Source organism: Staphylococcus auricularis (assembly GCF_001500315.1).
GTDB classification, from domain to species: Bacteria; Bacillota; Bacilli; order Staphylococcales; family Staphylococcaceae; genus Staphylococcus; species Staphylococcus auricularis.
Map to the genome: position 1 here is coordinate 159203 of NZ_LLER01000010.1, position 23657 is coordinate 182859.

The 23657-nt window shown below is 37.5% G+C and carries 21 protein-coding genes; 12 read left to right on the forward strand and 9 right to left on the reverse strand.

Annotated elements, in window-relative coordinates:
* Window positions 1–5: 5 nt before the first annotated feature.
* Window positions 6–1160, reverse strand: a complete 1155-nt coding sequence (locus tag APS80_RS06550) for a glycosyltransferase family 4 protein (protein ID WP_059107476.1) — start codon at window positions 1158–1160, stop codon at window positions 6–8.
* A 223-nt stretch (window positions 1161–1383) separates the two neighbouring features.
* Between APS80_RS06550 and mqo the strand changes: the two genes are divergently transcribed.
* Window positions 1384–2925 carry a malate dehydrogenase (quinone) gene (gene mqo / locus APS80_RS06555; RefSeq protein ID WP_225310001.1) on the forward strand — a complete coding sequence of 514 codons (1542 nt, stop codon included), beginning with the start codon at window positions 1384–1386 and terminating at the stop codon, window positions 2923–2925.
* Between the two features lie 87 nt (window positions 2926–3012).
* Here mqo and APS80_RS06560 read toward each other — a convergent pair whose 3' ends face one another.
* Together APS80_RS06560 and APS80_RS06565 are read right to left on the reverse strand one after the other, a co-directional pair.
* Entirely contained in the window at window positions 3013–4395 is a 1383-nt protein-coding gene (locus APS80_RS06560) for a HAMP domain-containing sensor histidine kinase (protein ID WP_059107478.1), read from the reverse strand.
* Window positions 4388–5065 carry a response regulator transcription factor gene (locus tag APS80_RS06565; protein WP_059107479.1) on the reverse strand — a complete coding sequence of 226 codons (678 nt, stop codon included), beginning with the start codon at window positions 5063–5065 and terminating at the stop codon, window positions 4388–4390. Before APS80_RS06565 ends, APS80_RS06560 begins: the two co-directional genes overlap by 8 nt.
* Before the next feature lie 154 nt (window positions 5066–5219).
* Here APS80_RS06565 and APS80_RS06570 point away from each other — a divergent pair, with 154 nt between their 5' ends.
* Entirely contained in the window at window positions 5220–6272 is a 1053-nt protein-coding gene (locus APS80_RS06570; RefSeq protein ID WP_059107480.1) for an ABC transporter permease, read from the forward strand.
* Entirely contained in the window at window positions 6272–6940 is a 669-nt protein-coding gene (locus APS80_RS06575; protein WP_059107481.1) for an ABC transporter ATP-binding protein, read from the forward strand. The genes APS80_RS06570 and APS80_RS06575 overlap by 1 nt, the downstream gene beginning before the upstream one ends.
* Before the next feature lie 97 nt (window positions 6941–7037).
* Here the strand turns inward: APS80_RS06575 and APS80_RS06580 are convergent, their stop codons facing one another.
* Window positions 7038–8015, reverse strand: a complete 978-nt coding sequence (locus tag APS80_RS06580; RefSeq protein ID WP_059107482.1) for a YdcF family protein — start codon at window positions 8013–8015, stop codon at window positions 7038–7040.
* Window positions 8016–8289: 274 nt separating this feature from the next.
* Here APS80_RS06580 and tcaA point away from each other — a divergent pair, with 274 nt between their 5' ends.
* The gene (gene tcaA / locus APS80_RS06585; protein WP_142381990.1) at window positions 8290–9684 is read left to right on the forward strand and encodes a membrane-associated protein TcaA; all 1395 of its coding nucleotides are present in this window, start codon (window positions 8290–8292) and stop codon (window positions 9682–9684) included.
* Window positions 9685–9846: 162 nt separating this feature from the next.
* On the opposite strand, the gene APS80_RS06590 is transcribed toward tcaA, so the two are convergent.
* Entirely contained in the window at window positions 9847–10485 is a 639-nt protein-coding gene (locus APS80_RS06590; protein ID WP_373364590.1) for a hypothetical protein, read from the reverse strand.
* 281 nt (window positions 10486–10766) lie between these two features.
* Between APS80_RS06590 and APS80_RS06595 the strand changes: the two genes are divergently transcribed.
* On the forward strand, window positions 10767–11669 hold the full coding sequence (locus tag APS80_RS06595; protein ID WP_059107484.1) for an alpha/beta hydrolase fold domain-containing protein: 903 nt from the start codon (window positions 10767–10769) through the stop codon (window positions 11667–11669).
* A 99-nt stretch (window positions 11670–11768) separates the two neighbouring features.
* On the opposite strand, the gene APS80_RS06600 is transcribed toward APS80_RS06595, so the two are convergent.
* On the reverse strand, window positions 11769–12233 hold the full coding sequence (locus tag APS80_RS06600; RefSeq protein WP_059107485.1) for a thioesterase family protein: 465 nt from the start codon (window positions 12231–12233) through the stop codon (window positions 11769–11771).
* Window positions 12234–12562: 329 nt separating this feature from the next.
* Between APS80_RS06600 and fni the strand changes: the two genes are divergently transcribed.
* A complete protein-coding gene (gene fni, locus APS80_RS06605; protein WP_059107486.1) occupies window positions 12563–13603 on the forward strand; it encodes a type 2 isopentenyl-diphosphate Delta-isomerase in 1041 nt (346 codons plus the stop codon).
* A 42-nt stretch (window positions 13604–13645) separates the two neighbouring features.
* On the opposite strand, the gene APS80_RS06610 is transcribed toward fni, so the two are convergent.
* Window positions 13646–14254 (reverse strand): DNA-3-methyladenine glycosylase, encoded by a 609-nt coding sequence (locus APS80_RS06610; RefSeq protein ID WP_059107487.1) that lies wholly within the window; start codon window positions 14252–14254, stop codon window positions 13646–13648.
* A gap of 265 nt (window positions 14255–14519) precedes the next feature.
* Between APS80_RS06610 and APS80_RS06615 the strand changes: the two genes are divergently transcribed.
* The 4 genes from APS80_RS06615 to rpiA all read left to right on the forward strand — a co-directional run bounded on the left by APS80_RS06615 (window position 14520) and on the right by rpiA (window position 18775).
* Window positions 14520–15419, forward strand: a complete 900-nt coding sequence (locus APS80_RS06615) for an ABC transporter ATP-binding protein (protein WP_059107488.1) — start codon at window positions 14520–14522, stop codon at window positions 15417–15419.
* Window positions 15412–16647 carry an ABC transporter permease gene (locus tag APS80_RS06620; protein ID WP_059107489.1) on the forward strand — a complete coding sequence of 412 codons (1236 nt, stop codon included), beginning with the start codon at window positions 15412–15414 and terminating at the stop codon, window positions 16645–16647. Before APS80_RS06615 ends, APS80_RS06620 begins: the two co-directional genes overlap by 8 nt.
* Before the next feature lie 245 nt (window positions 16648–16892).
* On the forward strand, window positions 16893–17915 hold the full coding sequence (locus APS80_RS06625; protein ID WP_059107490.1) for an aldose epimerase family protein: 1023 nt from the start codon (window positions 16893–16895) through the stop codon (window positions 17913–17915).
* Window positions 17916–18085: 170 nt separating this feature from the next.
* Window positions 18086–18775, forward strand: coding sequence for a ribose 5-phosphate isomerase A (gene rpiA, locus APS80_RS06630; RefSeq protein ID WP_059107491.1), 690 nt, complete (start codon window positions 18086–18088; stop codon window positions 18773–18775).
* A gap of 80 nt (window positions 18776–18855) precedes the next feature.
* Here rpiA and sdpC read toward each other — a convergent pair whose 3' ends face one another.
* Entirely contained in the window at window positions 18856–20094 is a 1239-nt protein-coding gene (gene sdpC / locus APS80_RS06635) for a peptidoglycan release complex CPBP-like subunit SdpC (protein ID WP_059107492.1), read from the reverse strand.
* 346 nt (window positions 20095–20440) lie between these two features.
* On the opposite strand from sdpC, the gene hutG reads away from it, so the two are divergent.
* The gene (gene hutG / locus APS80_RS06640; protein WP_059107493.1) at window positions 20441–21373 is read left to right on the forward strand and encodes a formimidoylglutamase; all 933 of its coding nucleotides are present in this window, start codon (window positions 20441–20443) and stop codon (window positions 21371–21373) included.
* Here the strand turns inward: hutG and APS80_RS06645 are convergent.
* Window positions 21363–22238, reverse strand: coding sequence for a LysR family transcriptional regulator (locus APS80_RS06645; RefSeq protein ID WP_059107494.1), 876 nt, complete (start codon window positions 22236–22238; stop codon window positions 21363–21365). The two genes, hutG and APS80_RS06645, sit on opposite strands and share 11 nt — an antisense overlap.
* Before the next feature lie 125 nt (window positions 22239–22363).
* Between APS80_RS06645 and APS80_RS06650 the strand changes: the two genes are divergently transcribed.
* The gene (locus APS80_RS06650) at window positions 22364–23638 is read left to right on the forward strand and encodes a YjiH family protein (RefSeq protein WP_059107495.1); all 1275 of its coding nucleotides are present in this window, start codon (window positions 22364–22366) and stop codon (window positions 23636–23638) included.
* Window positions 23639–23657: the final 19 nt, after the last annotated feature.

Below are 23657 nucleotides of genomic sequence, written 5' to 3' on the forward strand. Positions count from 1 at the left end.
ATGTATTAAGATTTATCATTGATAGCCGTGCGAAATGCTTGGTACACTTGTTCAGGTTTATATAAATCAACGGTTTTACGGGCTTCATCAATGATTGGATTGTTCTTAAGTTCTTGATTCATTAAGCGACGTATTTTATAACCTAACGCTTCGCTGTTGCCATGTTCAACGAGATATCCATTAATATTATTATCAATGATTGATTCTGGACCTGTATTTTGGTCAAAACTAATGACAATACTGCCTTGATTCATCGCCTCGAGAATGACCATACCAAAGCCTTCATTTCGCGAAGGCACGATGGTCATTTCACTCTGTGCTAACTTTTCAGCTAACTGACGTGTATGAGGATGAAGCGTAATACAATCGTTGAGCTCATACTGGTCAATGAGTTGCTGTAAATGTTCACGTTCTGTGCCTTCACCATAAATAGAGAGGGTGTAGTTCAATTGACGCATGCTCTGTTGGATGACCCGAATACTTTCGATTAATAAATCGAAGCCCTTTTCATATTCAAGTCGTCCAGCTGCCACGATGCGCTGCGCTTTCGCCAGATTTAAGGTAGGTTCATCTAAAATATTAGGGACAATGTAGACAGGTGTCTTCACATATCTTTGATAACGCTTTTGATCGCTTGACGTTAAGGTTGTAATACGATCTAAATCTTGATAGGCATTCACAATTTCTTTGCGATATTCAACGGGATAAGCACCTAGGTTCATATGTTCCATTCCTACTTTTTCAATGTTGACCGCACCGTGTTTAGAGATGAGGATGTTATAGCTTGCGCGCGTGCCGACCAATACATCAGTGTTCGTGGAACGAATGGCTTTAATGATTTTTTTCTCAACGTGGTGGTTGAATTGTGATAAACCAGGTTCGTGCGAAGATAACCATTTTGTTTTCGAAAAACCAGTGTATTTATGGAGACGGTTTATGAAAATGTCTTTAAAGTTGCGCGGATCAGGTCGATAATCAGTGAGGTTTCTAATCTGAATGCGTGGATCGAGTTCAAAATAAGGTTGTTTGCTTCCTCTAAAAACTGAAATGATGGTCACTGCATGGCCTTTTTCAGCTAGTGTGTTTGCGAGCTGGGTGACAGACTTGACTGTACCGCCCATCGCGTAGATATTGTGCATTAAAAATGTAATGGATTTCATCGTGAACCTCCCGTGCAGTGTGTTGATGTCATTATATCAAAAAAATACGTAAGATCCTGTGAAATCCAATTACAAATGATAGGTTCTTTGATAAAATAAAAGAAAGCGGTTTCCGGTAATATAATAAAGTAGTTTTTTGCGAAACATAGCTCTATAGAGTTTGATCAAAAATCGCTAAAGATTCTTTTGCATAATCAAAGTATGACAATGGTTAAGGTCAGTTATTTTAAAATCGTATCACTGTCATTGTCTAACCGAAGTTGAAGGGAGTATTAATGTGATGCAAACACGACATAACAAGACGGATGTCATCTTGATCGGTGGCGGAATTATGAGTGCCACATTAGGTACATTGCTACAAAAATTAGCACCAGAGAAAGAAATTCGTATTTACGAACGTTTATCAAAGGTAGCTGAAGAAAGTTCAAATGCGTGGAACAACGCAGGCACAGGACACTCAGCGCTGTGTGAATTAAACTATACGAAAGAACAAAGTGACGGTTCCATTGATATTACGAAAGCAGTGAAAATCAATGAACAATTCCAAGTGTCGAAACAGTTTTGGAACTTTTTAGTTAAACGAGGTGAAATTGAAGCACCTGAAAACTTTATTAGACCTGTACCGCACATGAGTTTTGTTCATGGTGTTAAAAATGTACAATTCTTAAAAAAACGTGTCGAAGCGTTGCGCAACAATATTTTATTCCAAAATATGGAACTTACAGATGATAAGGCTCAGTTTGAAAAATGGGCACCTCTTATGATTGAAGGGCAACGTGAATATAACATTCCGATGGCGCTAAGTTACGATCAAACAGGTACCGATGTAAACTTCAGTGCGCTTACACAGAAATTATTCTCAAATTTAACTGAAAAACCGAATGTATATCCTAAATTTAACCATGAAGTACAAGACTTAACACAACAATCAGATGGCTCTTGGGACGTTAAAGTAAAAGATTTAACGACAGGTGACGTCGATACCATCAACAGTGAGTTCGTCTTTATTGGTGCAGGGGGTGCAAGCTTACCGTTATTACAAAAAACAGGTATTGAGGCGTCGAAACATATTGGTGGATTCCCTGTCAGTGGCCTCTTCTTGAACTGTACAAATGAAGATATCGTGAAACAGCACTGGGGTAAAGTATACGGCAAAGCTTCTGTAGGTGCACCACCGATGTCTGTGCCACATTTAGATACACGTTATATTGATGGTAAACGTATCCTCTTATTCGGACCCTTTGCAGGCTTTTCACCTAAGTTCTTGAAAACAGGTTCAAACTTAGATCTGATTAAATCTGTTAAACCGAATAACCTTGTAACGATGTTATCTGCAGGGATTAAAGAAATGAATTTAACTAAATATTTAATTTCTCAACTCATGTTGTCTCATGAACAACGTATCGAATCATTAAGAGAATTTATGCCGACTGCTAAAGCTGATGATTGGGAAGTGGTCGTAGCAGGGCAACGTGTGCAAGTCATTAAAGATACTGATGATAGTAGAGGTACGTTACAATTTGGTACTGAAGTGATCACGTCAGAAGATGGCTCACTATCTGCATTACTCGGTGCTTCACCAGGTGCGTCAACGGCAGTAGATATCATGTTAGATCTACTACAACGTTGCTTTAAAGATGAATTTCCTCGATGGGAAGCCCAAGTGAAAGAGATGATTCCATCATTCGGTCAAAAACTCTCTGATAATGAAGCGTTATATCAAGAAGTGAACGAAGAAATTAAACAGAATTTGAAATTAAATTAACGATAAACGCATATATATTTAAAGCAGTGGTTCTAAAATAGAGAACCACTGCTTTTTTGATTGGGATATGGGATAAATCATGTTCTATTATGCGTTGGGAGTAGGTGGTAATGGTAGTTCAATTGTAAAGGTTGTCCCTTCACCTATGGTACTCTCTACATGAATTCGACCTGCGTGTAATTCGATGATGGTTTTAGCGATCGCAAGGCCGAGTCCATTGCTGTTATCATGTCGACTTACTTTGTAAAAACGCTCAAAGAGACGTTGTTGTGTTTCTGTAGTCATTCCTTTGCCATTATCTGAAATACGACATGTAACGGTTTGTGCGTTCTGACCGAGTTCGACAGAAATCCAACCTTCATGTGGCGAATATTTAATCGCGTTCGTGATAAAGTTTTGTAGTGCTTGATGTAACAAGCGTAAATTACCTTGGTAACGGACGGGCTCCAAATCAGAGAGAACAACGATGTCTTTCTGATCTGCTGCGAATTGATTGTGTCGAATGATTTGAGTGAGTAACTGATCGAGTTGGACCTCATCTTCAAATTTTAAATGGTTCGCATTATCTAATTCGGCAAGTAATAGCAATTCTTTCGTTAAATCGCTCAGTTGAGATGTGACTTGGTATATTTCGTCGATATACTGCTCTCTTTTTGCTTGAGAAGTCGTGCGTTTTAACTCATTAAGCAAGTGATGAATATGGGTGAGCGGAGTCTTGATTTCATGAGAGACATTTTGCACAAAGTGTTGACGCATATCATCGAGTTGTTTCAATGACACACGCATAATGTCGAAATGGCGTTGTAAGATTCCTAATTCATCTTGTCTTGTGACACGAATTGGTGTGTCAAAATCACCTTCCATTAAATGTTCCGTTGCTTTCTTGAGTTGTTGCACTGGTTTAATAATGGCGTAGGTTGATGCGATGACAAGGATGATGGAAATCGTGAGTAACAGTATCAATAAGACGGCTAAGAATATACGAAATTCGCTAAAGGTTTGGCCTATGTCAGGCCGCATAAAGACTGCGATAGTTTTGCCATTGTCATAAAATGGCACACCTACTGTATTAGAAGTCACATTATCAAAGAAACCTGTAATAAATGGTTCATAGGGCTGGTTTTTTATCCCGTGATAATCGTGGCCGTCCAAGACTTGATGGATCGCTTCTGGCTTGATGTTGTCCTCTCTAAAATGTTCACCATAAAACTTTTTATCTCCATCTTCAGATACTGTGAGAAGTTGGTAATTCATTTCTCCGAGATGTTCAAAATAATGTGTGAGTGATGGGATGTCATTTTGCTCCTGATATTGCTTAGCTTCCTGTAATGTGCGGATGATTTTGCTATCATTCGAAGGCTTCAAATTAAAGTGATAATAAACGTTGGTTGCTAAAAAGCTGATGAGCGCACTGAGGAACATCACGGTAATCGTGTAGACTGCAATACGACTGTAGAGTGATTTAAACATGATGGATTTCCACCTTATATCCTAAGCCTCTACATGTATCAATCGTAATATGCGCCCCTAGTTGCTTGAGACGTTGTCGTAAACGTTTGATATGTACATCGACGGTGCGTTCATCTCCCTCATAATCAAAGCCCCATACTTTTTCAATTAATGATTCACGACTGTATATTTGTTTTGGATGTGACGCCATTAAGAATAACAGTTGAAATTCTTTATTAGGAAGGTTCATCGTTTTATGACCGACACTCATTTCAAGGTAAGCTTGATTTAATTGGACATTTCCAATATTAAGCGCGTCATTCGCATTGATCTGATAACGTCTTAACACTGCTCTGATACGGAAAATTAACTCTTCGACTTCAAACGGCTTAGTCAGATAATCATCTGTTCCTGTAATGAAAGCCTGAGATTTATCGCTTAACGCATCACGTGCAGTTAACATGATGACAGGTAAATCGAAGTCTTCTTTTAATATGCGGCAAAGTTCAAAGCCATCTATCCCTTCCATCATAATATCGATAACCGCAATATCAATTTGGTGTGTTTCTAAATAGTTTAAGGCTGCTTCACCACTAGATTGCGTCACGGGATGGAGATGGTGCTTTTCTAAGTGGTCAGCGACATAGTGTAATATTTTTGGATCATCATCAACGACTAAACAGGTTGGCATAACGTTTCCTCCTCATTGTCTATTTATTATATACACATGCAGCGACTCAGCTCAAATTATCATTTTAAAATTTTATCGTCTTGTTCATATTCAGTTCACATTTCCTTTCTACACTGTGATTAACAAATGATAGGAAAGGGAGGACAGAACCACAATGAAATTAGCGATAAAAGAAATGATGTTTTATAAGTTGAGATATCTATTAATCATGTTCATCATTTTACTACTAGGGGTGATGGTCTTATTCATCAGCGCATTAGCGCAAGGTCTTGCACGTGAAAATGTCTCACTGCTTCATGATTTGAATGCAGATCAGTATATTTTACAACAGAGTAAGCAACCCCAACTCCAAACGTCACAATTATCTCATGAGCAACAACAAGCTATCTCAGAAGTCACTGGAACGGAAGGGGCGCAACTCTCGTCTCAAGTATTATTAACGAAAGATAAAGAAGAAGATGTATTAATGATGCATACGGCGAAAGACCATCGACCTACGTTGAGTGAAGGGCATTATCCTACTCAGACAAATGAAGTAGCGGTCAATGAAAAATTAACCGGTGATGGGTTAGCAGTCGGAGATACGATGAAATTGAAGGGCGGTAAATCATTCAAAATTACGGGCATCTTGGATGACGCCATGTATGCCCATAGTTCAGTCGTTATGACGACGGAACAAGGTTTTGAGTCAGCATCTAAAGCAAGTGCTACTTTTTATCCAGTTTCGCAACTGAGTACGGACCAACAAACGAAATTGAATCAAATCGACGGTGTGAAAGTTTACGACGAATCAGAAATTACGGATGAAATTCCAAGTTATCAAGCTGAACAAGCACCACTGAATATGATGATCGTCAGTTTATTTGTCATCTCAGCTATTGTGTTAAGTGCATTTTTCTATGTCATCACGATTCAAAAAATGTCACAGATTGGTATTTTGAAAGCAATTGGTATAAAGACGAAACATCTCCTGTTTTCACTTGTCGCACAGATATTAATGGCTACGTTAGTTAGTATCGCAGTAGCCATCGCATTGATTTATAGTCTGTCAATGCTGATTCCGGTATCGATGCCATTCCATTTATCGCTATCCAATGTATTCATCGTAGTCATTGTATTCGTTATTGTAGCGTTAATCGGATCTGCATTGTCATTGATTAAATTATTTAAGGTAGATCCAATAGAAGCGATCGGAGGTTCAATGTAATGACTTTAACAGTTAACCATATTTATAAAAGTTTCGGAAAAGGCAGTTCCAAAACCCATGTGTTAAATGATGTGAACTTGAATGTTGAAGACGGGGAGTTTGTCATTTTAAATGGTGCTTCAGGTTCCGGTAAAACGACATTATTAACGATATTAGGTGGCTTGTTATCTCAAGATAAAGGAAATATTTTCTATCAAGATCAACCATTATATGAAGCTACAGGTCAAGTTGCAGCGACTAGATTGAATGAGATTGGCTTTATCTTCCAGTCAGCACATCTTGTCCCATATTTGACGGTGACTGAACAGTTAACAACAGTAGGTAAAGAAGCGGGAATGAAACGTCAAGAAGCAGAAACACGTGCGACACAATTATTATCACAAATGGGTTTATCCCATCGAATGAAAGCATATCCTCATATGTTATCAGGAGGCGAACAACAACGGGTTGCCATTGCCAGAGCGTTTATGAATGAGCCTCAAATTATTTTGGCAGATGAACCCACTGCAAGTTTAGATGCCGATAGAGCTACAGAAGTTGTAGAAATGATTCGAGGACGGATTAAATCTTCGAATCGCATCGGTATCATGATTACGCACGACCGACGTTTATTTGATTATGCGGATCGCGTGATTGAATTAGCAGAAGGACAAATAGTGAGTGCTTAATCTGGATGAAAGAATTTCTAATCGTCAGTAAATAAAAACGCTATTGAAAGTGACCCTAAGTGGTTGCCATCAATAGCGTTTATTTTATCGTATGAAATTATTGGAGAAAAGGCACGATGAGCAAGCTGTAAATACTTCCTGCAAAAAGTAATCCGAAGTAAAATGTGAGTAATAGTTTATATTCGTACATCAGCGCTAAAAAGTCACGCAGAAGTGAGATTTCAAGAAAATGGTAAGGTGTGTGACTTCCGATTCCTTCCATTGAGACATTTTCCATTTGGGTATAGCGTAACGCACGTAAGATGTGAAATTGACTCGTAATACATAGAATGTTGGGTTTTGTTTGATACTGGCGTTGAATGATGCGATGACTAAATTTTAAATTCTCATGGGTGCTGACAGAATTGGGCTCTCTCGTAATATGTGAGGATGGTACACCCTGTTCAATTAAATAATGTTGCATCGCTCTTGCTTCTGAGATTGGTTCATCTGGACCTTGTCCTCCTGAAACGAGGAGGTGTAACTCAGGGTTTTTCTCATATAACGCGACTGCGATATCTAAGCGTCGAGCGAGTAAAGGTGTCACACGTTCTGAAAAAATGCCGGCACCAAGTATGAGTAACAGGTCAAAGTCAAAGGCATTTCGCTGATGGATGAATCCTGAGCACCAGATACAGAAGCTGATAAAGCTAAACAACATTGTAAACGTGATGGCACTCATCCATAAACCGGCCACGTTGATAATCATCGGTCCATATGCGATGTAGAGTCCTGAAATGGTTAATAGAACCATGATGTATACCATGTGATATAATCGTTTCAAAAATGACCGACCGTCTTGATCATTTAGGATATCACGATGTTTCAATTGGAGTAACACGACACCAATGAGCGATACACCGATCAATTCATAAGGAATAGAGCGGTCAATAAGATGATAAAGTATGATGATGAAGCCGAGTATGATATGTATCAAAAATACGTTGATGTTGAGAAGATAAGTTTGTTTGAAAAGGACGCCTAAAAATAATACGACCATCAACACACTTATAATAATGAATAATATTTGCATCATGGGTTCTGTAAATTCCTTCCTAGTTCATTTTGGGTGTATACATTTGGATAGTTGCGTGTTCATCGCTCATTAAACCGAGCACGTTTTCGTAAAATAAGACGATCAGTTATGAAATGACATGATCGTCTATATTGAGATACAATAAATCTAATTTAGGACCAAATAAGTATATCTTTACGTTTAACGTCCTATTATAATGAAACTATATCATAGGTTTAACACAATTGAGTAATTTAGTGGGTAATGATATAGCGAGAGATAAAGAGGTGAGATCATGCAGAGACGTTCTAACAAGAAGGAGAAGGACACAATATCTGAAAATCGACAACAGCCCCACGAAGCTAGACAGCACAACGTGACTTCTCATTCACCAGAAAGTACTCACTCTGACACAGAAGCAACGCAGCAACGATCTAATATATATCGAATTATCCCAATTGGTATCGCATTATTTATTATCATTTTACTATTACTGATTTTCTTTTTATTACGTAATTTTAATTCACCTGAAGGGCAAAGTAAATTATTAATCAATGCAATTGATAATAACGATACACAAAAGTTATCCAGTGTACTTAGTACGAAAAATAATACAGTGGGTAAAGATGAAGCGGCTGCCTATATTAACTATATAAAAAAAGAGATAGGAATGAAGTCATTTCAGCAGGATGTGTATGACGAAATTGAACAGCTCAATAATCATTCATCGAGCGTAAATGGTTATATCAAAGAGAAAAACGGTGACAATATATTAAAAATCATAAAAAATGGGACACGGTATCTCTTTTTTGACAATATGAACTTTACCGCACCGACCAAAGAAGCGATTATTAAGCCAGGTATGACAGCAACGTACGAGTACAAAGCAGATGATCAGAAAAAACAAGTAAAAGCTGAAAAAAATCATACTACTTCTTTAGGGCGTTTTATTCCTGGTAATTATGAATTGAATGCGACAAAAGAAACGGCCAACGGTACCTTTACAGGTCATATCAATTTCGATTTTGCAGAGAGTAATAAAGAAACTGTTGATGTAAAGGAACATTTTAATGAAGCGTATGTCACTGTGAAATTAGAAGGCGATCGTCATGTTGATCGCGATTCGGTTAAAGTGAAAATCAACGGTAAGACATATGATTATCAAAAAGGGAAAGCATATGGCCCTTATCCTGATACACAAAACATCAATGTTTCTGCAACAGGTCAGGCGAAGAAAAAAACATTCGACACCAATGAAACGACGCTGAAAACAGATAATATTAAAGAAGACACCGAAGCCATGTTACATTTTGATGATAAAGAAATTGATGATTATGTAGCGAAAAAAGAGAAAGAAGAAAATAGCTTAAAAAATAAAGTGACACAATTCTTCAGCAAGTATACGTCAGCCATCAATTTAGCCCAAAGTAATGACGATTTCAATCTCGTTGCTGATTTTTTGAAGGAAGACAGTAGCCAATATAAAGATGTGAAACAAGATATAGAACAAGATGGTTTCACATGGATGCAGCCACCGGTTGTGACAGAGATTATTCGGCAGGGCCATCGATACGATATCACTGCTGAAGGATTCAAGGCGAATGGTGAATATGGCGAGTTAAACTACCAATTGGAAGATGATGGTACATCAGCAAATGATTTAGTGTTAGTCCATGCAGAAGAACAATAATTGATGCGAAAACGATGACTCATGCGAAACCCGGATGGGTTCATTGTATAGATAACGCATCAGTAATCAAAAATATGATCCCCTTACATCGATGGTTAACAACCGCTGTGTAAGGGGATTTCGTGTGATATGAATATAAAATTTTCAACATAATCTGACCGCTTATTCAACGCGACGGCGTCTATTTCTAAAGAACAAGCTGATGAACAGTAATGCAATGCTACAACCGAGTAAGATGAGTGAATTGTGGATGGCATCTGCTTCAGTCAATATCTGTTCAGGTTTAATCGTAATATAATAATTTGTCAGCTCGTTAGAAATATGTGAACTGATGCGTTGGATAATCATAGAAAAGAAAAATGTGATGACGAGCATAATCGCAAGCGCAAAGATATTCAACGCTTTTAACGCTGTTCGATTAAAAATGGCAGTCAACACAGTGAATATCAGACTAATGATACAAGCGATAAAGAACACATAAAACACGATGATTAAACGATCGATGCTTGTTTGTAACTGATCTATATCACTGAGATTAAAGTTTAACTCAGACGCTTGATTAATCGTATCTTGGAGTTTAGTGAGCTCTGTAAAATTAATAGGCTGATCTGCAAACACGAGATTAACAATCGGTTCGCGATACATGCTGTAACCGGTAATTGCGACGAGCACAAAGACGATGATTTGTATAATCAAACTGATCCAAGAGCGTTTTTTCTTGCCTGTACGATTGCTCCGATACATGCGTTCTTGTTGAAATTGTTGTTCAAATTGGGGTGAAGGTTGCTGATTATTCATAATACTCCTTTCTATAGTTGCAAATATCAATAGTGCGCATCTCAATTAAGTATAGACACATCCTGATTTAAAGCGACTAAATGATGATTTTTAAGTTGGGTCTGTTATAATGTGTATGAAAATGACTTAATGATAGGGATGTTTAATTAATAATAAATTGCAAGTATAGACATCGTTAATTGATAGATTTACCTTTATTATAACATATTGATAAGACTTACGATGAGACAACTTGATAGGTAGCTACATGATGGACACAGAATTACGATAGGTGGGTGAATCAAATGAGGGAAAAATTATTAGGCAAATTTTTAGATCGTTATATTTTACCAAGTCGAACAATGAATTTTAAAGATGAACAACGGTTCAATACTTTTGTAGATAAACAAGCAACTAAAAATGACAAGAAACATAAACAACCTGAATCATTGAACGTTAAATCTAATTTAGAAAAAGAAGAATTGGATGGCATGCAGGTGTTTCGTTTTAATTTTAGACATAGTACAGCTAAGAAAATTTTATATATTCATGGTGGTTATAATATTCTCCAACCTTCCGTCTTTCACTGGCGTTTTATGGACAAGCTCGCATTGAGCATGCTTCATGAAATTGTGATGCCTATTTATCCGAAAACACCTACATATCATGTCGCAGATACATATGAGGCGTTAAATAAAATATATCAACAATTATTGAGTGAAGTGGAACATTCAGAAGATATCGTATTGATGGGTGATGGCTCAGGTGCTGCGCTCGCATTAAGTTTCACTCAGCAACTCGTTGAGCAAGATCAACCGTTACCACGTCAGCTATATTTAATTTCGCCACTGCTAGATGCGACGTTATCTAATGAGTTGATTACGACAGAGCTTAAAAAACAAGACATTTTAGTGAATACACATTATACGACGAAAGTGATGGAAATATGGGCAGATGAATTATCATTAGACGATCCAAAAGTGTCTCCACTTAATGGGCACATGATTGGCTTACCGCCGATTTTCATATTTGGAGGCAGTCGAGAAATTTACAATCCAGATATGCAAGTGCTTGCGGATATGTTAAAAGCGAAGTCGCTGGATGTACAGTTCTTCGAATATAAGAAAATGATTCATAATTTCCCATTGTTTCCGATTCGAGAATCTCATAAAGCATTGAATCAAATTCTGTATTATTTAAATCATTAATGTTGGCAGACATTTTGCATACAAGCCAAAAGACTTTGAACCTTTAACCGTTGATTGCGTTAAGTTCAAAGTCTTCTTTATATTGAGTGAATATACGTTTTATGACACGCTGATGCGATGTCCAAGTTGTTTAGGCCAGTCGACTTGTGGTTGAGCGTGATGGGCCTGTTCAAGTTGTGAGAAAAAGGATGCTGGAAATGGTGCGGTTTGATTCGTTGAGCGGTCAATACCAATCATCATAACTTCATTGGTTGCTGCTAGGGTGTCATCATCTTTATACAGCATGAGGAAAAAGTGGATACGTTTTTTATCATAATCATAGATATAGACATGAATATTAAAGTGGTCATCTTTTGCTAACTCAGACAGATAACTCGTATGTACTTTTGCTGTAAACACTGTATAATTGAGTTGGTCTCGCGCAGCTAACGACAGGCCATGCTGATAGTGAAATTCATTAATCGCTTTACTGAATACGATGTTGTAATCTGAATCGTGCATATGACCGTTATGATCAATCATATCTTCTGTGACTTGATGGTGTGTGATAAATGGATACTGCATGGGTTCGACCTCCAATGTCTCATATTTGTAGATATCATAGCATATTCCATTCTTTTTTATGATAAAATAGAATCGTTGCACATTAAATGGCTTGAATGAATGCGCATTGATGTATCAGGTATCTCAATGTGTCATAGTTGAGTTTCATCTATGACAACACGTTATGCTATAATAACTGACGTGAAATCGTTCGAGTCATGCATTGTCGTATAAAGCGCAATATATCTCATGTAAGCATGAGTTTTAATATTAAGGAAGAAAAAGAGTAATTGAACCGCGTCAATCAGTATCTATGACGCGTATGAAACAGTAATGAAAGTAGGAACAATATGAGTGATGAAATAAGAGAACGACGTAAAAACGAGCACGTAGAAATAGCGATGGCTCAACAAGATGCAAAGATCTCAGATTTTGATCGATTACGCTTTGTCCACTATTCTATGCCTTCCATCGATGTCTCAGATGTACAATTAAAAAGTGAACTCGATGATTTTACGTTGTCATCACCAATTTATATCAATGCGATGACAGGAGGGAGCGACTGGACGAAGCAAATTAATGAAAAGTTAGCAGTGATTGCAAGAGAAGCAGGCTTAGCTATGGCAGTCGGTTCTACTCACGCTGCATTGCGCAACCCGAATCAGCGCGATTCATTCAAGGTCGTCCGTGAAACCCATCCTGAAGGCATCATCTTTAGTAATGTTGGCGCAGACGTGCCTGTAGATAAGGCAGTAGAAGCAGTAGAGTTACTCGATGCACAGGCGCTTCAAGTTCATGTGAATGCACCCCAAGAATTGGTGATGCCAGAAGGAAATCGTACATTTTCTGCTTGGAAATCCAATCTGGAAAAAATTGTTAAACAAGTCCACGTGCCTGTCATCGTAAAAGAAGTCGGTTTTGGTATGAGCCAAGCCTTTATCGATGATTTATATGAATTAGGTGTGAAGTATGTTGACGTCAGCGGACGTGGAGGTACGAACTTTGTCGATATTGAAAATGAGCGCCGTTCATTAAAAGATATGTCTTATCTTTCACAATGGGGCCAAAGCACGGTAGAGTCTTTATTAGAAAGTAAGCACGCTCAATCCTATATGACGGTCTTTGCAAGTGGGGGCGTCCGTACACCTCTAGATGCTATCAAATGTTTAGCGTTAGGCGCTAAAGCAGTTGGCATGTCACGTCCATTCCTAAATCAATTAGAAAATAAAGGGATTACGGCGACGCTCGAATATGTAGAACAGTTTCATGAGCAACTGACACATATTATGACGATGTTGAATGCGAAAACTATCGCTGAGTTGCCTGAGGTACCTGTCATATTTGACCTACAATTACAGAATTGGATTGCACAGCGTCATTTAGACATATAAGAATGAAAAAGGTTCGAACTTATCATGAGTTCGAACCTCTTTTTATTGCCAGGTAGATGAAGCATCTTGCATTTCTGATTTACGCATGTGAGAGACATAAGGATTGCCTTTAACCGTAAAACGTAACGGTTTCTCAGTCCATTCGCCTTTATTAGGAATCCCTATACGCGGACTTTCTTCGATTGATTTAGGATATTTGCGATGCTTCGTATCAATTTGTAAAGGAGCACTTGTTAAGTGCTTGCCATTAATGTCCCGGGGAATATGAAATGCTTTGGTCCATTTACCTGGTCCATTTGTCACTTCAATTCCCGTTTTATTTCTATTTTGTTCCATATATTCGATACCTTCTTCTGGTTCTATGCCGCGGATTAAAACACCTTCAGGTACATCCTCTTCTTGTGTAACGAAATTAACTAACAGTTGTGTGTGTATCGAATGACCATAGATAGTACCTCCGCGTTGATATAAAGATTCTACGCTCGGAGTTCTTCTATGATTATAGCCATGAGCAGCACGATCGCTTGCACCAAGGTAAGCTTCCGTTTCGACAATATAGCCACTATAAGTGATGTTACCCTCTTGATATATCACCCGTACACCGAGTAAATCTTTTGCAATATCTGTAGTTTGACGATTTAAAAAGTCCATCAATCTGTTAGCCCCCCATTCAATAATACGCTCATCAGTTCATGTAGATGGTTCGATTACTTACATATTATAAAGTAAATGACAGCGCGCGTCGATGATAGCCAAATGAGTGTCATCACATGTTAATTGAGCGTATATATGTCATTTAATTATGTGGTAAGTAAATTAACTTTAAAGTTAATTTTTTGATTTATGAAATAGTTAAAAATACGAAGTAGAAGTATGCTATAGTAAAGGTACCAAATAAGAGGATAGGAGAGAATCTATGACTTTAAGCATCGATCACGTAACGAAACGTTACAATACGAAAGTAGCTGTAAATGATATTTCTCTAGAGTTAGATCAAGGGAAAATGCTAGGGTTCTTAGGACGAAATGGTGCAGGGAAGACCACGACTTTTCGCATGATTTTAGGCCTAACCCCTATGAGTGAAGGACGTATTACATATAATGGTGAGAAGATTGGTCCCCATATGTATAACAGAATTGGTTATCTTCCTGAAGAACGCGGTTTACATCCGAAAATGAAGGTCGAAGAAGAACTGCGTTATCTAGCAACGCTGAAAGGCATGAAATCTAAAGCCATATCTGAAGCGTTAGATTACTGGCTTGAGAGATTTAATATAACTGAAAATCGCAACAAAAAAATAGAGAAGTTATCTAAAGGGAATCAACAGAAAATTCAATTGCTTGCGAGCATGCTTCATGAACCCGAATTGTTGATTCTAGATGAACCATTAAGTGGACTCGATCCAGTGAACGTAGAGCTCTTAAAATCTGCAGTGTTAGATTTAAACAGCAAAGGGGCAACGATTATTTATAGCTCACATAGAATGGAACATATTGAAGCACTTTGTGATGACGTGTGTATATTGAATAAAGGTGAAATGATTGTCTCAGGGACACTACAAGATGTGAAAGCAAATCATGGGAATAAACGGATCGTGATAGAAACAGAACATCCGATGCCTGAGATAGATGAATTGCCAGGCGTGTTAAACGTTGATAGAGAGAAAAATGAACTCCAAGTTTCAATTGAAGATGAGTCTGTTGCAGAATCCGTCTATCAAGTCGTGACCCAATATGGTTTTGTTAGACGTTTCCAATTGATGGAGCCAACGTTAAATGAAATCTTTATTGATAAGGTGGGTGAGCTTGATGGATAAATTTTTAGCAACGTTTATGTTGACATACAAGAATAAAGTGAAAGCAAAATCATTTATTATCTTTACAACTGTCGTTGTTCTTTTGATAGTATTACTCGCTAATGTGAATAAGATTATTGAATTCTTTGATGATGGAGAAGATAAGATTGGTGTGGCTGCACCTACAACGGAATTATATGAAGCGGTGAAATCACAAAACAAACAGTTCGGTGATGATGTGCAGTTTGTAAAAATTTCTGAAAAAGATGCTAAATCCCAAATCAGAGATGAAAAGATTGATGACGCATTTGTGATTAAAGAAGGACAAGATCAACAGTTAGAAGGTAAAATTTTAAGTCATTCGACCGTTTCTGCTGAAGATGAACAACTATTGCAAACGGTGCTCTCGCAAATTCAATCGCAAATGAGAGCAGCTCAAATGGATTTAACACCGAAGCAATTAGCAGATTTACAAGCACAAAGTAAAGTTTCTAGTGAAGTCGTATCCACAAGTTCAGATGGTTCATCATTGAGTCCATCACAACAAGCGTTGAATAGTATCATTATTAATGGCGGCGTCTTTTTAATGTTTTTCATCATCATTAATTACAGCAGCCAAGTCGGCATGGAAATTGCTACTGAGAAAACATCCCGTGTCATTGAAATGATTATTACGAGTGTCAAACCCGTCACGCATATCACAGCTAAGATTTGTGGTATTCTTGCCGTCGCGTTTACGCAAGTGTTTATTTTCGTCGCTACTGCCGTGATTTGTTTCTTCGTATTTGATGTCAGTGATTTATTAGATGGATTTGAATTTGAAACTAATCCAGAGACAACGCGGTTAATTGTTGTAGGTATCATTTTCTTAATTCTTGGGATTATCTCATACGTACTACTTTCAGCCTTGCTTGGTTCAATCACAGCTCGTATTGAAGACATCAACCAAACTTTCATGCCTGTGACATTGATCTCTATTGTCGGGCTCTACATTGGTATATTTAGTTTTATTAAACCGGAAAATATGCTGGAAAAAGTAACGAGCTTTATTCCACTATTATCACCATTTATCATGTTTATTCGATCAAGTACACCAGATGTATCATGGATTGAGATTTTCATTAGCATGGGATTATCAGTTATCGCTATCGTATTGCTCGCTTGGTTAACATTGAGAAGTTACAAAGACAGTGTCTTACGTTTCGATAAAGGATTGATTCAAAGTTTCAAACGGTTATTTAAACAATAAAATGCGTCTTGTGCTGTAAATTTAGTTGATATTACGCAAAGGCGGTTCTATAATTGGGAATAACGTGTAATCTAAGGGAGATCACGCAGTAAGTTATAAATAAAGGGAAGTAAGATGGTTAAAAAGGTTGGGACTCGTCGCTTAGCTTTTTGAAGGTGTTCAGATAGTGATGCGAAAGCTTCTAGAATAATGGTACTCAACCTTTTGCCTTAAAGTGGATCGTACGGAAAGGATTTATATTGAATATGTTTACAAAAGTCGAACACCAAAGTAATGGTTTTGATTTAATTAAGATTAACAACGACGAAACGACAATTGTGTTTACGAATTATGGGGCCCGTATTGTTTCATGGAAATACAACGATAACAATATCGTTTTAGGAAATGTAGTTGAAGCAGACGAATTTTATCTCGACAATCCGTTTAACTTTGGCGCAACAATTGGACGTTATGGTGGTCGTATTGCAGATGCTACGTTTGAGTTAGAAGGACAAACGTATCAATTAGAAGCAAATGATGACCCACACCATATACATGGCGGCTCAAATGGATTAGATACGACATTTTTTGACTACGAAATCGTAGAACAAGTGAATCAAACGAAGATTATTTTCACAACGGAACTGACAGAAGCACAAGACGGATATCCTGGTGATATACGTATACAGGTGACCCATACGTATGATATCAACTATTGTTGGACGGTTGAATACGAAGCGACCTCTACGAAGACCACATTATTTAATCCGATGAATCACGTGTATTTCAATTTAAACCGTGATAATAACGTCGTAGACAATCATGTGTTATCGAGTGAAGAGCTGAAATTGTATCCTCTCAATAAACAGCATCTTGTCGATACTGAGGAATCGATTGATTTGGTTGAGATGTTAGGCAAAGATAAGATTGCATTAGCAGAGTTATTCCAAAGTGATGCGCCTCAATTAGCTGAACAGATGGCACAATGTGGTGGGTTAGATCATCCTATTGAAGTGTCACAAGGTCAGTTACAATTATGCAATGATCAGTTTGTATTAGATGTTGAAACGGATATGCCGTATGTCGTCATATTCACGTTCAATGATCCTTCAAGCTGGGACAGTGATTTTAATATTTACAAAGCACACTCTGGCGTGACATTAGAAACGCAATGCATGCCAAATGATATCAATCCATATGGTGAAGATGCTTGTTCCGTTTTAGAACCGCATCAGCCATTCTATTCGAAAACGACGTATAAGATTTCAGTGAAAAATGAAGATGAATAACCATATTTGAACGATAAAGCAGTTCATGATGCAAGAGATGTCATGAATTGCTTTTTTATTCGCGATAAACCGCTTATAATTTAAGTAAGAGAGATACATAAGATAGAGCTATAGATTTCATGCATGTTCTTGTACAATAATAATTAGAAAACGTGACGTAAAGGGGCAACATAATGGATATGAATGAGTTAAAAGCGCTAACCTTTGATGATGCAATCAAGCAAATTGAAGACGGGATGATCGTAGGTATTGGTTCAGGTTCTACGATAGAACTATTAATTCCAGCACTTGCGAAACAATTAAGAAATCAACAAAAGCACATTACAAGTGTCTGTACATCTAAAAAGACCGCGATGCTCGTAGAAAATGAAGGCATTCCAGTCATGGATGTTAATGAGGTAGAACAGATTCATCTTGCGATCGATGGTGCAGATGAAGTTGACCCTGAACTCAATCTCATCAAAGGTGGGGGCGGTGCCTTGTTTAGAGAAAAGGTCATTGATGCGAAAGCGGATCGATTCATTGTACTGATTGATGAATCCAAGCAAGTTGAATATCTTGGTGCTTCGTTCAAACTACCTGTGGAAGTAGATCAATTCAATTGGATTATGTTATCCAAACAATTAGAAAAAGATTTATCATCTCATGTCGAACGCCGTATGATGGATGACGAACCATTTGTGACGGACAATGGGAATTATATTTTAGATATTCAGCTTGAAAAACCGATGAATGTCTATGATTTACATGAATATTTGATTCATTTGGTAGGCGTGCTAGAAACTGGATTGTTTTTAGATGTAACCGACCAAGTTATCGTTGGTACGCAACAGGGAGTTAAAGTTTTAAACCGTGAATAAAATAATTAACAGATTAAAAAGAACCCCTTCACATCAATGTGAAGGGGTTTGTTTATGTTTGAAACGTCATCTTAAATGGCTTAACGGCGGTGAGAGTGACGATGCGCAGCGTTAATTTCTGATTGAATGGCGTCGTTATCGTCATCGTTGTCCGTTACTGTTTCTTCTGTAGTTTCATTATCAGTTACATCTGTTGGTTGCGTTTCTGCTTCATTTGGAACGTCGGTCTCTGTTTGATCTGTTGTAGATTGAACGGTGCTCTCTGTTTCAGTATGATCTGTATCTACAGTTTCATTTGATTCTGTTTCTGTTGATTGTTCATTTTGATCACGAGATGAGTTAGGTGTTTCGTTTGTTGCTTCGTTCGTTGGTGTGGCATCTGTTTCTTGTGAAGTGTTTTGTGCTTCGGTTGTTGCGTATGTAGATGTTGCATTTAATGCATCGTCATTGTCGCTTTCAAGTGTACTTTCATTATCACTGCGATCATTGACGTGATCTAAGTAATTATTTTCTTCTACTTCATCTAATGAACGTTTCGTTGTTAAATATATGATTAATCGAATGATTAGACTCAATGCAATGTATACAACAGTCACACCTGTAGTTGCAAGTGCAATGACTTTCATCGCAAACACATTTCCTAGTTCTTCATTAAATAGGAAAACAAGTGGTATAGACATTGCTGCATGGAAGATGGTTGCAATATAAATTGTACGTCCTTCTGTGTTTCTAATTAATTCTCCAACTAATAGAGAGAATGTGAAGGAATAAAGTACGTTATACATTGTATATTCCATTGAGAACGACATGTTAATATTCCATATTGCAAAGAGCACACCTACAACGATTGAAGCGAAGAATGTGTTCATCTTCATTTCAATAATTTGTTGTAAATAACTACGGAAACCAAATTCAACAATGAATGCCATCACAATTTGTCCAATAATAATCGAACTGATTGAGACAGATAAGTCATTTGGTTGAAGTAAGATAAAACTATCAGCATACGTATTAAACGCAGTCATGCAAATAATTAAGATGATGATAGGTAAGATAAGCGCGAGAAGTATGCGCTCTACAACTTTAAGATCTATAGTGAATTTTAGCCCTTGGAGTTGTAAATCTCTGTGTTTAAAAACGAGAATACAGAAGATTGCAGCTACAAATGGTGCGAGATAGCTCAAATCAAAAACAAATGTTTTGAATGGTGTACTGCCCTGAAGATCTTTGAGGATAATTGGTAATAACAGCTGTGCAATTACTATGAACACAAAGATCATCATTGCCCATTGGAATTTTGAAATACGTTTATTGTCCATTGCTAACCTCCAATAAGGTTTATAAAAAATCATTTATGGTTCATTATACAAGTTAAAGTTCTAAAAATAAATTATTCCGTGATAAATATCTTCGAAATGTAGTAGTTGTAACATGATATGGGTATATTTGAAAGAGGTTGTATTACAAAATATGAATTTTTACAGATAAAACAAATAAAATGAATGATGCTGGCCGGGTTCTATCATTGTGTCACCATATTGAGCTCATTTTTTCGAAATCCGACGTCATTGCTTAAATGGTTGGTTCATTATAGAATTGTATATGTGAAATCGCTAACTAACACGCGTGATATTTGGTAATTCTAATAAGAGAGGGGACAAACCAATGTATCAATTAGCCAACACTGATCTATGGAAGGGTAGAGTGGATAGTGAGACAGACGAAAGTCAATTTCGCTTGTTTCAAACGGTCAACTTTAAAGATTTAACAGAATCAGCTGATTCAAAAGGACAAGAAGGTATTGGTATTCTAGGTTATGCTGTAGATAAAGGTGTAGAGTTAAACAAAGGACGTGTCGGTGCTAAAGAGGGACCAGATGCGATTCGTAAAGCTTTTGCAGGGTTACCGAAGCAAAAAGCAACCTCTGTAACGGATTATGGTAATGTGATCCATGATGCAGACCAATTAGAAGAGACTCAAGAGGCTTTTGCAGATCTCGTTAACGCATCGATTCAACGTCATAAACAAACCTTCTTATTTGGTGGCGGACATGACATTGCTTATGCGCAGTATTTAGGACTACGCAAAGCTTATCCTGATGCGTCTATCGGTGTGATTAATATCGATGCACATTTTGATACAAGACAAGCGGATTATTCCACATCTGGAACAAGTTTCCGTCAAATTCTAGACCAAGACGATAATGCGGATTATTTTGTACTAGGTATTCAACATGGCGGTAATACACAAAATTTATTTGATTACGCTGAAGCGAAAGATATCAGCTATGTATATGCTGATGAATTATTTTACCAAGTGGCGCCACCGGTAAAAGATAAAGTAGAACGTTTCATTCATGATCACGATGTCATCATGTTTACAATCTGTATGGATGTGATTGATAGTGCTTATGCACCAGGTGTGAGTGCCTCATGCGTCCTCGGATTAAGTCCACAGATTGTGCTAGAAATCGCGAAACGTATTATTCCAAATGATAAAGTCTCTACAATTAGCATTGCAGAGACAAATCCAACTTATGATATTGATTCACGCACAGCCAAATTGGCAGCGACATTCTTCTATCATTTCATGTCTTAAAATTCCAATACTGTAAACATTGATCGATGAGCGAAAGGACCTGAGTCGGGTGCTTTCGCTTTTTTAAATAGTTGATGTAAATTGTACGTGACAGCTTAGGTCTAATTTGTACAGCCTCGAGTCCTGTCGTATTAAATGATTGATAATAAATTTGTGGAATGACGGCGTAACCGATCCCTTTATGCACGAGGTTCACAGCCGTTTCAAAACGATCAGTTTCAGCAGTGATGTTGGGATGGAATGTCATGCGATTAAAGTAGTCATCTAAGTGCTTTCTCACTTGTGAGCCTTTGTTCGGAACGATGAGGGGCATATCTTTCAGCGACGTTGATTTTTGGTTCGTAAAGTTTCCTTCAGGTGCAATCAAGATATAGGATTCCTTGTACAAACGTTTAGACATGATATCTTTATGCTTGATTTTATCATTGGTTAACGCAATATCTACGTGATAGTTAAGTAGTTGAGACGTTGATAAACTTTGATCATGCGTTTCGACAATTTGATAACGCGGTGTTTCATGTGTGGTTGCATGTTGTTGAATCATCGTAGATAACCATTGCGTAGTAGATTCTAGCACAGAAATTTTAAGTTTCGGTTGTTGATTCGTATTGAGATCAAACATTTTCTCCATTGTTTGATGATATTCGTTTACGAGCGGCACGGCGTACTGATAAAATTGAATTCCTTTTTCAGTGATTTTGATATCTTTGGTTGTACGTGTTAACAGCTGATAACCTAGTTGATCTTCCATTTTCTTGATCATAGCCGTGAGTGAAGGTTGACTAATATGTAAGTATTGAGCTGCCTTAGTAAAACTGTTAAAACGCACGATGGCTATGAAATATTCAAGGTGAAGAATTTTCATAGGATCACCCCTTTTATAGCTTTAAGTTATATATAATTAGTTTATTTATATTTGTTACCTATATAGTAACATAGTACAATATGCTTCAGAAGGGGTTCGTACTTTCTGTAAGGGGAGGAAAGTCTATGTGGAGGTTTTTTGTATATAGTTTAATCGGTATTTTATTTTTCTTTGTACCTGTAACCATTCGAGGAAAGTCGACGATATTAATTGATCATGTCGTACAATGGGTCAGTGGCATTGCGCAACCGGTTTTACCATACTATGCATTGTTATTAATTGTCATTGGCGCACTTTATCCATGGTATAAAGGAACCTGGCGGCAGTCGAAAACAGACTTTATTTTTTCAATTTTCAAACTAGTCGGTATTATCATTGGTGTAATGGTCGTGTTTAATATCGGACCAAAGTTTATTTTAAATCCCGATATGGCACCGTTTTTATTCAATAAGCTTGCCATTCCATTGAGTGTGCTGATTCCAATTGGAGCGGTATTTTTATCATTGCTCGTTGGATATGGGTTACTCGAATTTATCGGGGTTATCTGTCGACCTATTATGCGACCGATTTTTAAGACACCTGGAAAGTCAGCTGTCGATGCGGTTGCTTCCTTTGTGGGTAGTTATTCGATCGGCTTACTGATTACCAACAAAGTGTACAAAAATGGTCAGTATACACATAAAGAAGCAGTCATTATAGCGACAGGATTTTCAACAGTGTCAGCTACATTCATGATTATTGTCGCAAATACATTAGGCATCATCGAACATTGGAACCTATATTTTTGGTTTACACTCATAGCAACATTTACCGTAACAGCGATTACGGTACAAATCCCTCCTATTAGAACAGAACCTAATACAACATATGAGCAACAACCTTACCAAGAAGAAGTTAAGCGCGACATGCCTATTCTTAAAGAGGCCTGGTATGAAGCGAGGCAAGCGTTAGCACAAGCCCATACGCTATGGGAAAATGTGAAATTAAACGTTAAAGATGGCGTGAAAATGACGATGGCTATCGTACCGTCGATTATGTCGATTGGGCTACTTGGCTTGTTAATTACAGAATATACACCAATTATTCAAATTATTTCGTATATTTTCTATCCATTTATCGCAATTTTCCCTGTAGAAAATGTGGGGTTGCTTGCAGAAGCATCTACCGTCTCAATCATAGAAATGTTGTTGCCAGCAGCAGTGGTCGGTGATGCAGATATCGTCACACGTTTTGTCGTTGGGGTGGTCAGTGTCGGCGCGATTATCTTCTTTTCAAGTGTGGTGCCAGTCATTTTATCTACTGATATTAAAATTTCAGTAGGAAAGCTTGTCATCATATGGTTTGAAAGAGTTGTACTCTTATTATTAATTACGATTCCGTTTGCGCTCTTCATTTTCTAATGAAGTGTGCTGGAACACA

Excerpts from the sequence above, each read along its gene's own strand:
- sdpC (WP_059107492.1), bottom strand. The coding sequence starts at position 20,094 with ATGGACAATAAACGTATTTCAAAATTCCAATGGGCAATGATGATCTTT.
- APS80_RS06600 (WP_059107485.1), bottom strand. The coding sequence starts at position 12,233 with ATGCAGTATCCATTTATCACACACCATCAAGTCACAGAAGATATGATT.
- APS80_RS06565 (WP_059107479.1), bottom strand. The coding sequence starts at position 5,065 with ATGCCAACCTGTTTAGTCGTTGATGATGATCCAAAAATATTACACTAT.
- APS80_RS06595 (WP_059107484.1), top strand. The coding sequence starts at position 10,767 with ATGAGGGAAAAATTATTAGGCAAATTTTTAGATCGTTATATTTTACCA.
- APS80_RS06620 (WP_059107489.1), top strand. The coding sequence starts at position 15,412 with ATGGATAAATTTTTAGCAACGTTTATGTTGACATACAAGAATAAAGTG.
- APS80_RS06550 (WP_059107476.1), bottom strand. The coding sequence starts at position 1,160 with ATGAAATCCATTACATTTTTAATGCACAATATCTACGCGATGGGCGGT.
- APS80_RS06570 (WP_059107480.1), top strand. The coding sequence starts at position 5,220 with ATGAAATTAGCGATAAAAGAAATGATGTTTTATAAGTTGAGATATCTA.
- APS80_RS06645 (WP_059107494.1), bottom strand. The coding sequence starts at position 22,238 with ATGAAAATTCTTCACCTTGAATATTTCATAGCCATCGTGCGTTTTAAC.
- APS80_RS06625 (WP_059107490.1), top strand. The coding sequence starts at position 16,893 with ATGTTTACAAAAGTCGAACACCAAAGTAATGGTTTTGATTTAATTAAG.
- APS80_RS06610 (WP_059107487.1), bottom strand. The coding sequence starts at position 14,254 with ATGGACTTTTTAAATCGTCAAACTACAGATATTGCAAAAGATTTACTC.
- APS80_RS06575 (WP_059107481.1), top strand. The coding sequence starts at position 6,272 with ATGACTTTAACAGTTAACCATATTTATAAAAGTTTCGGAAAAGGCAGT.
- hutG (WP_059107493.1), top strand. The coding sequence starts at position 20,441 with ATGTATCAATTAGCCAACACTGATCTATGGAAGGGTAGAGTGGATAGT.
- fni (WP_059107486.1), top strand. The coding sequence starts at position 12,563 with ATGAGTGATGAAATAAGAGAACGACGTAAAAACGAGCACGTAGAAATA.
- APS80_RS06650 (WP_059107495.1), top strand. The coding sequence starts at position 22,364 with ATGTGGAGGTTTTTTGTATATAGTTTAATCGGTATTTTATTTTTCTTT.
- APS80_RS06580 (WP_059107482.1), bottom strand. The coding sequence starts at position 8,015 with ATGATGCAAATATTATTCATTATTATAAGTGTGTTGATGGTCGTATTA.
- APS80_RS06560 (WP_059107478.1), bottom strand. The coding sequence starts at position 4,395 with ATGTTTAAATCACTCTACAGTCGTATTGCAGTCTACACGATTACCGTG.
- tcaA (WP_142381990.1), top strand. The coding sequence starts at position 8,290 with ATGCAGAGACGTTCTAACAAGAAGGAGAAGGACACAATATCTGAAAAT.
- APS80_RS06615 (WP_059107488.1), top strand. The coding sequence starts at position 14,520 with ATGACTTTAAGCATCGATCACGTAACGAAACGTTACAATACGAAAGTA.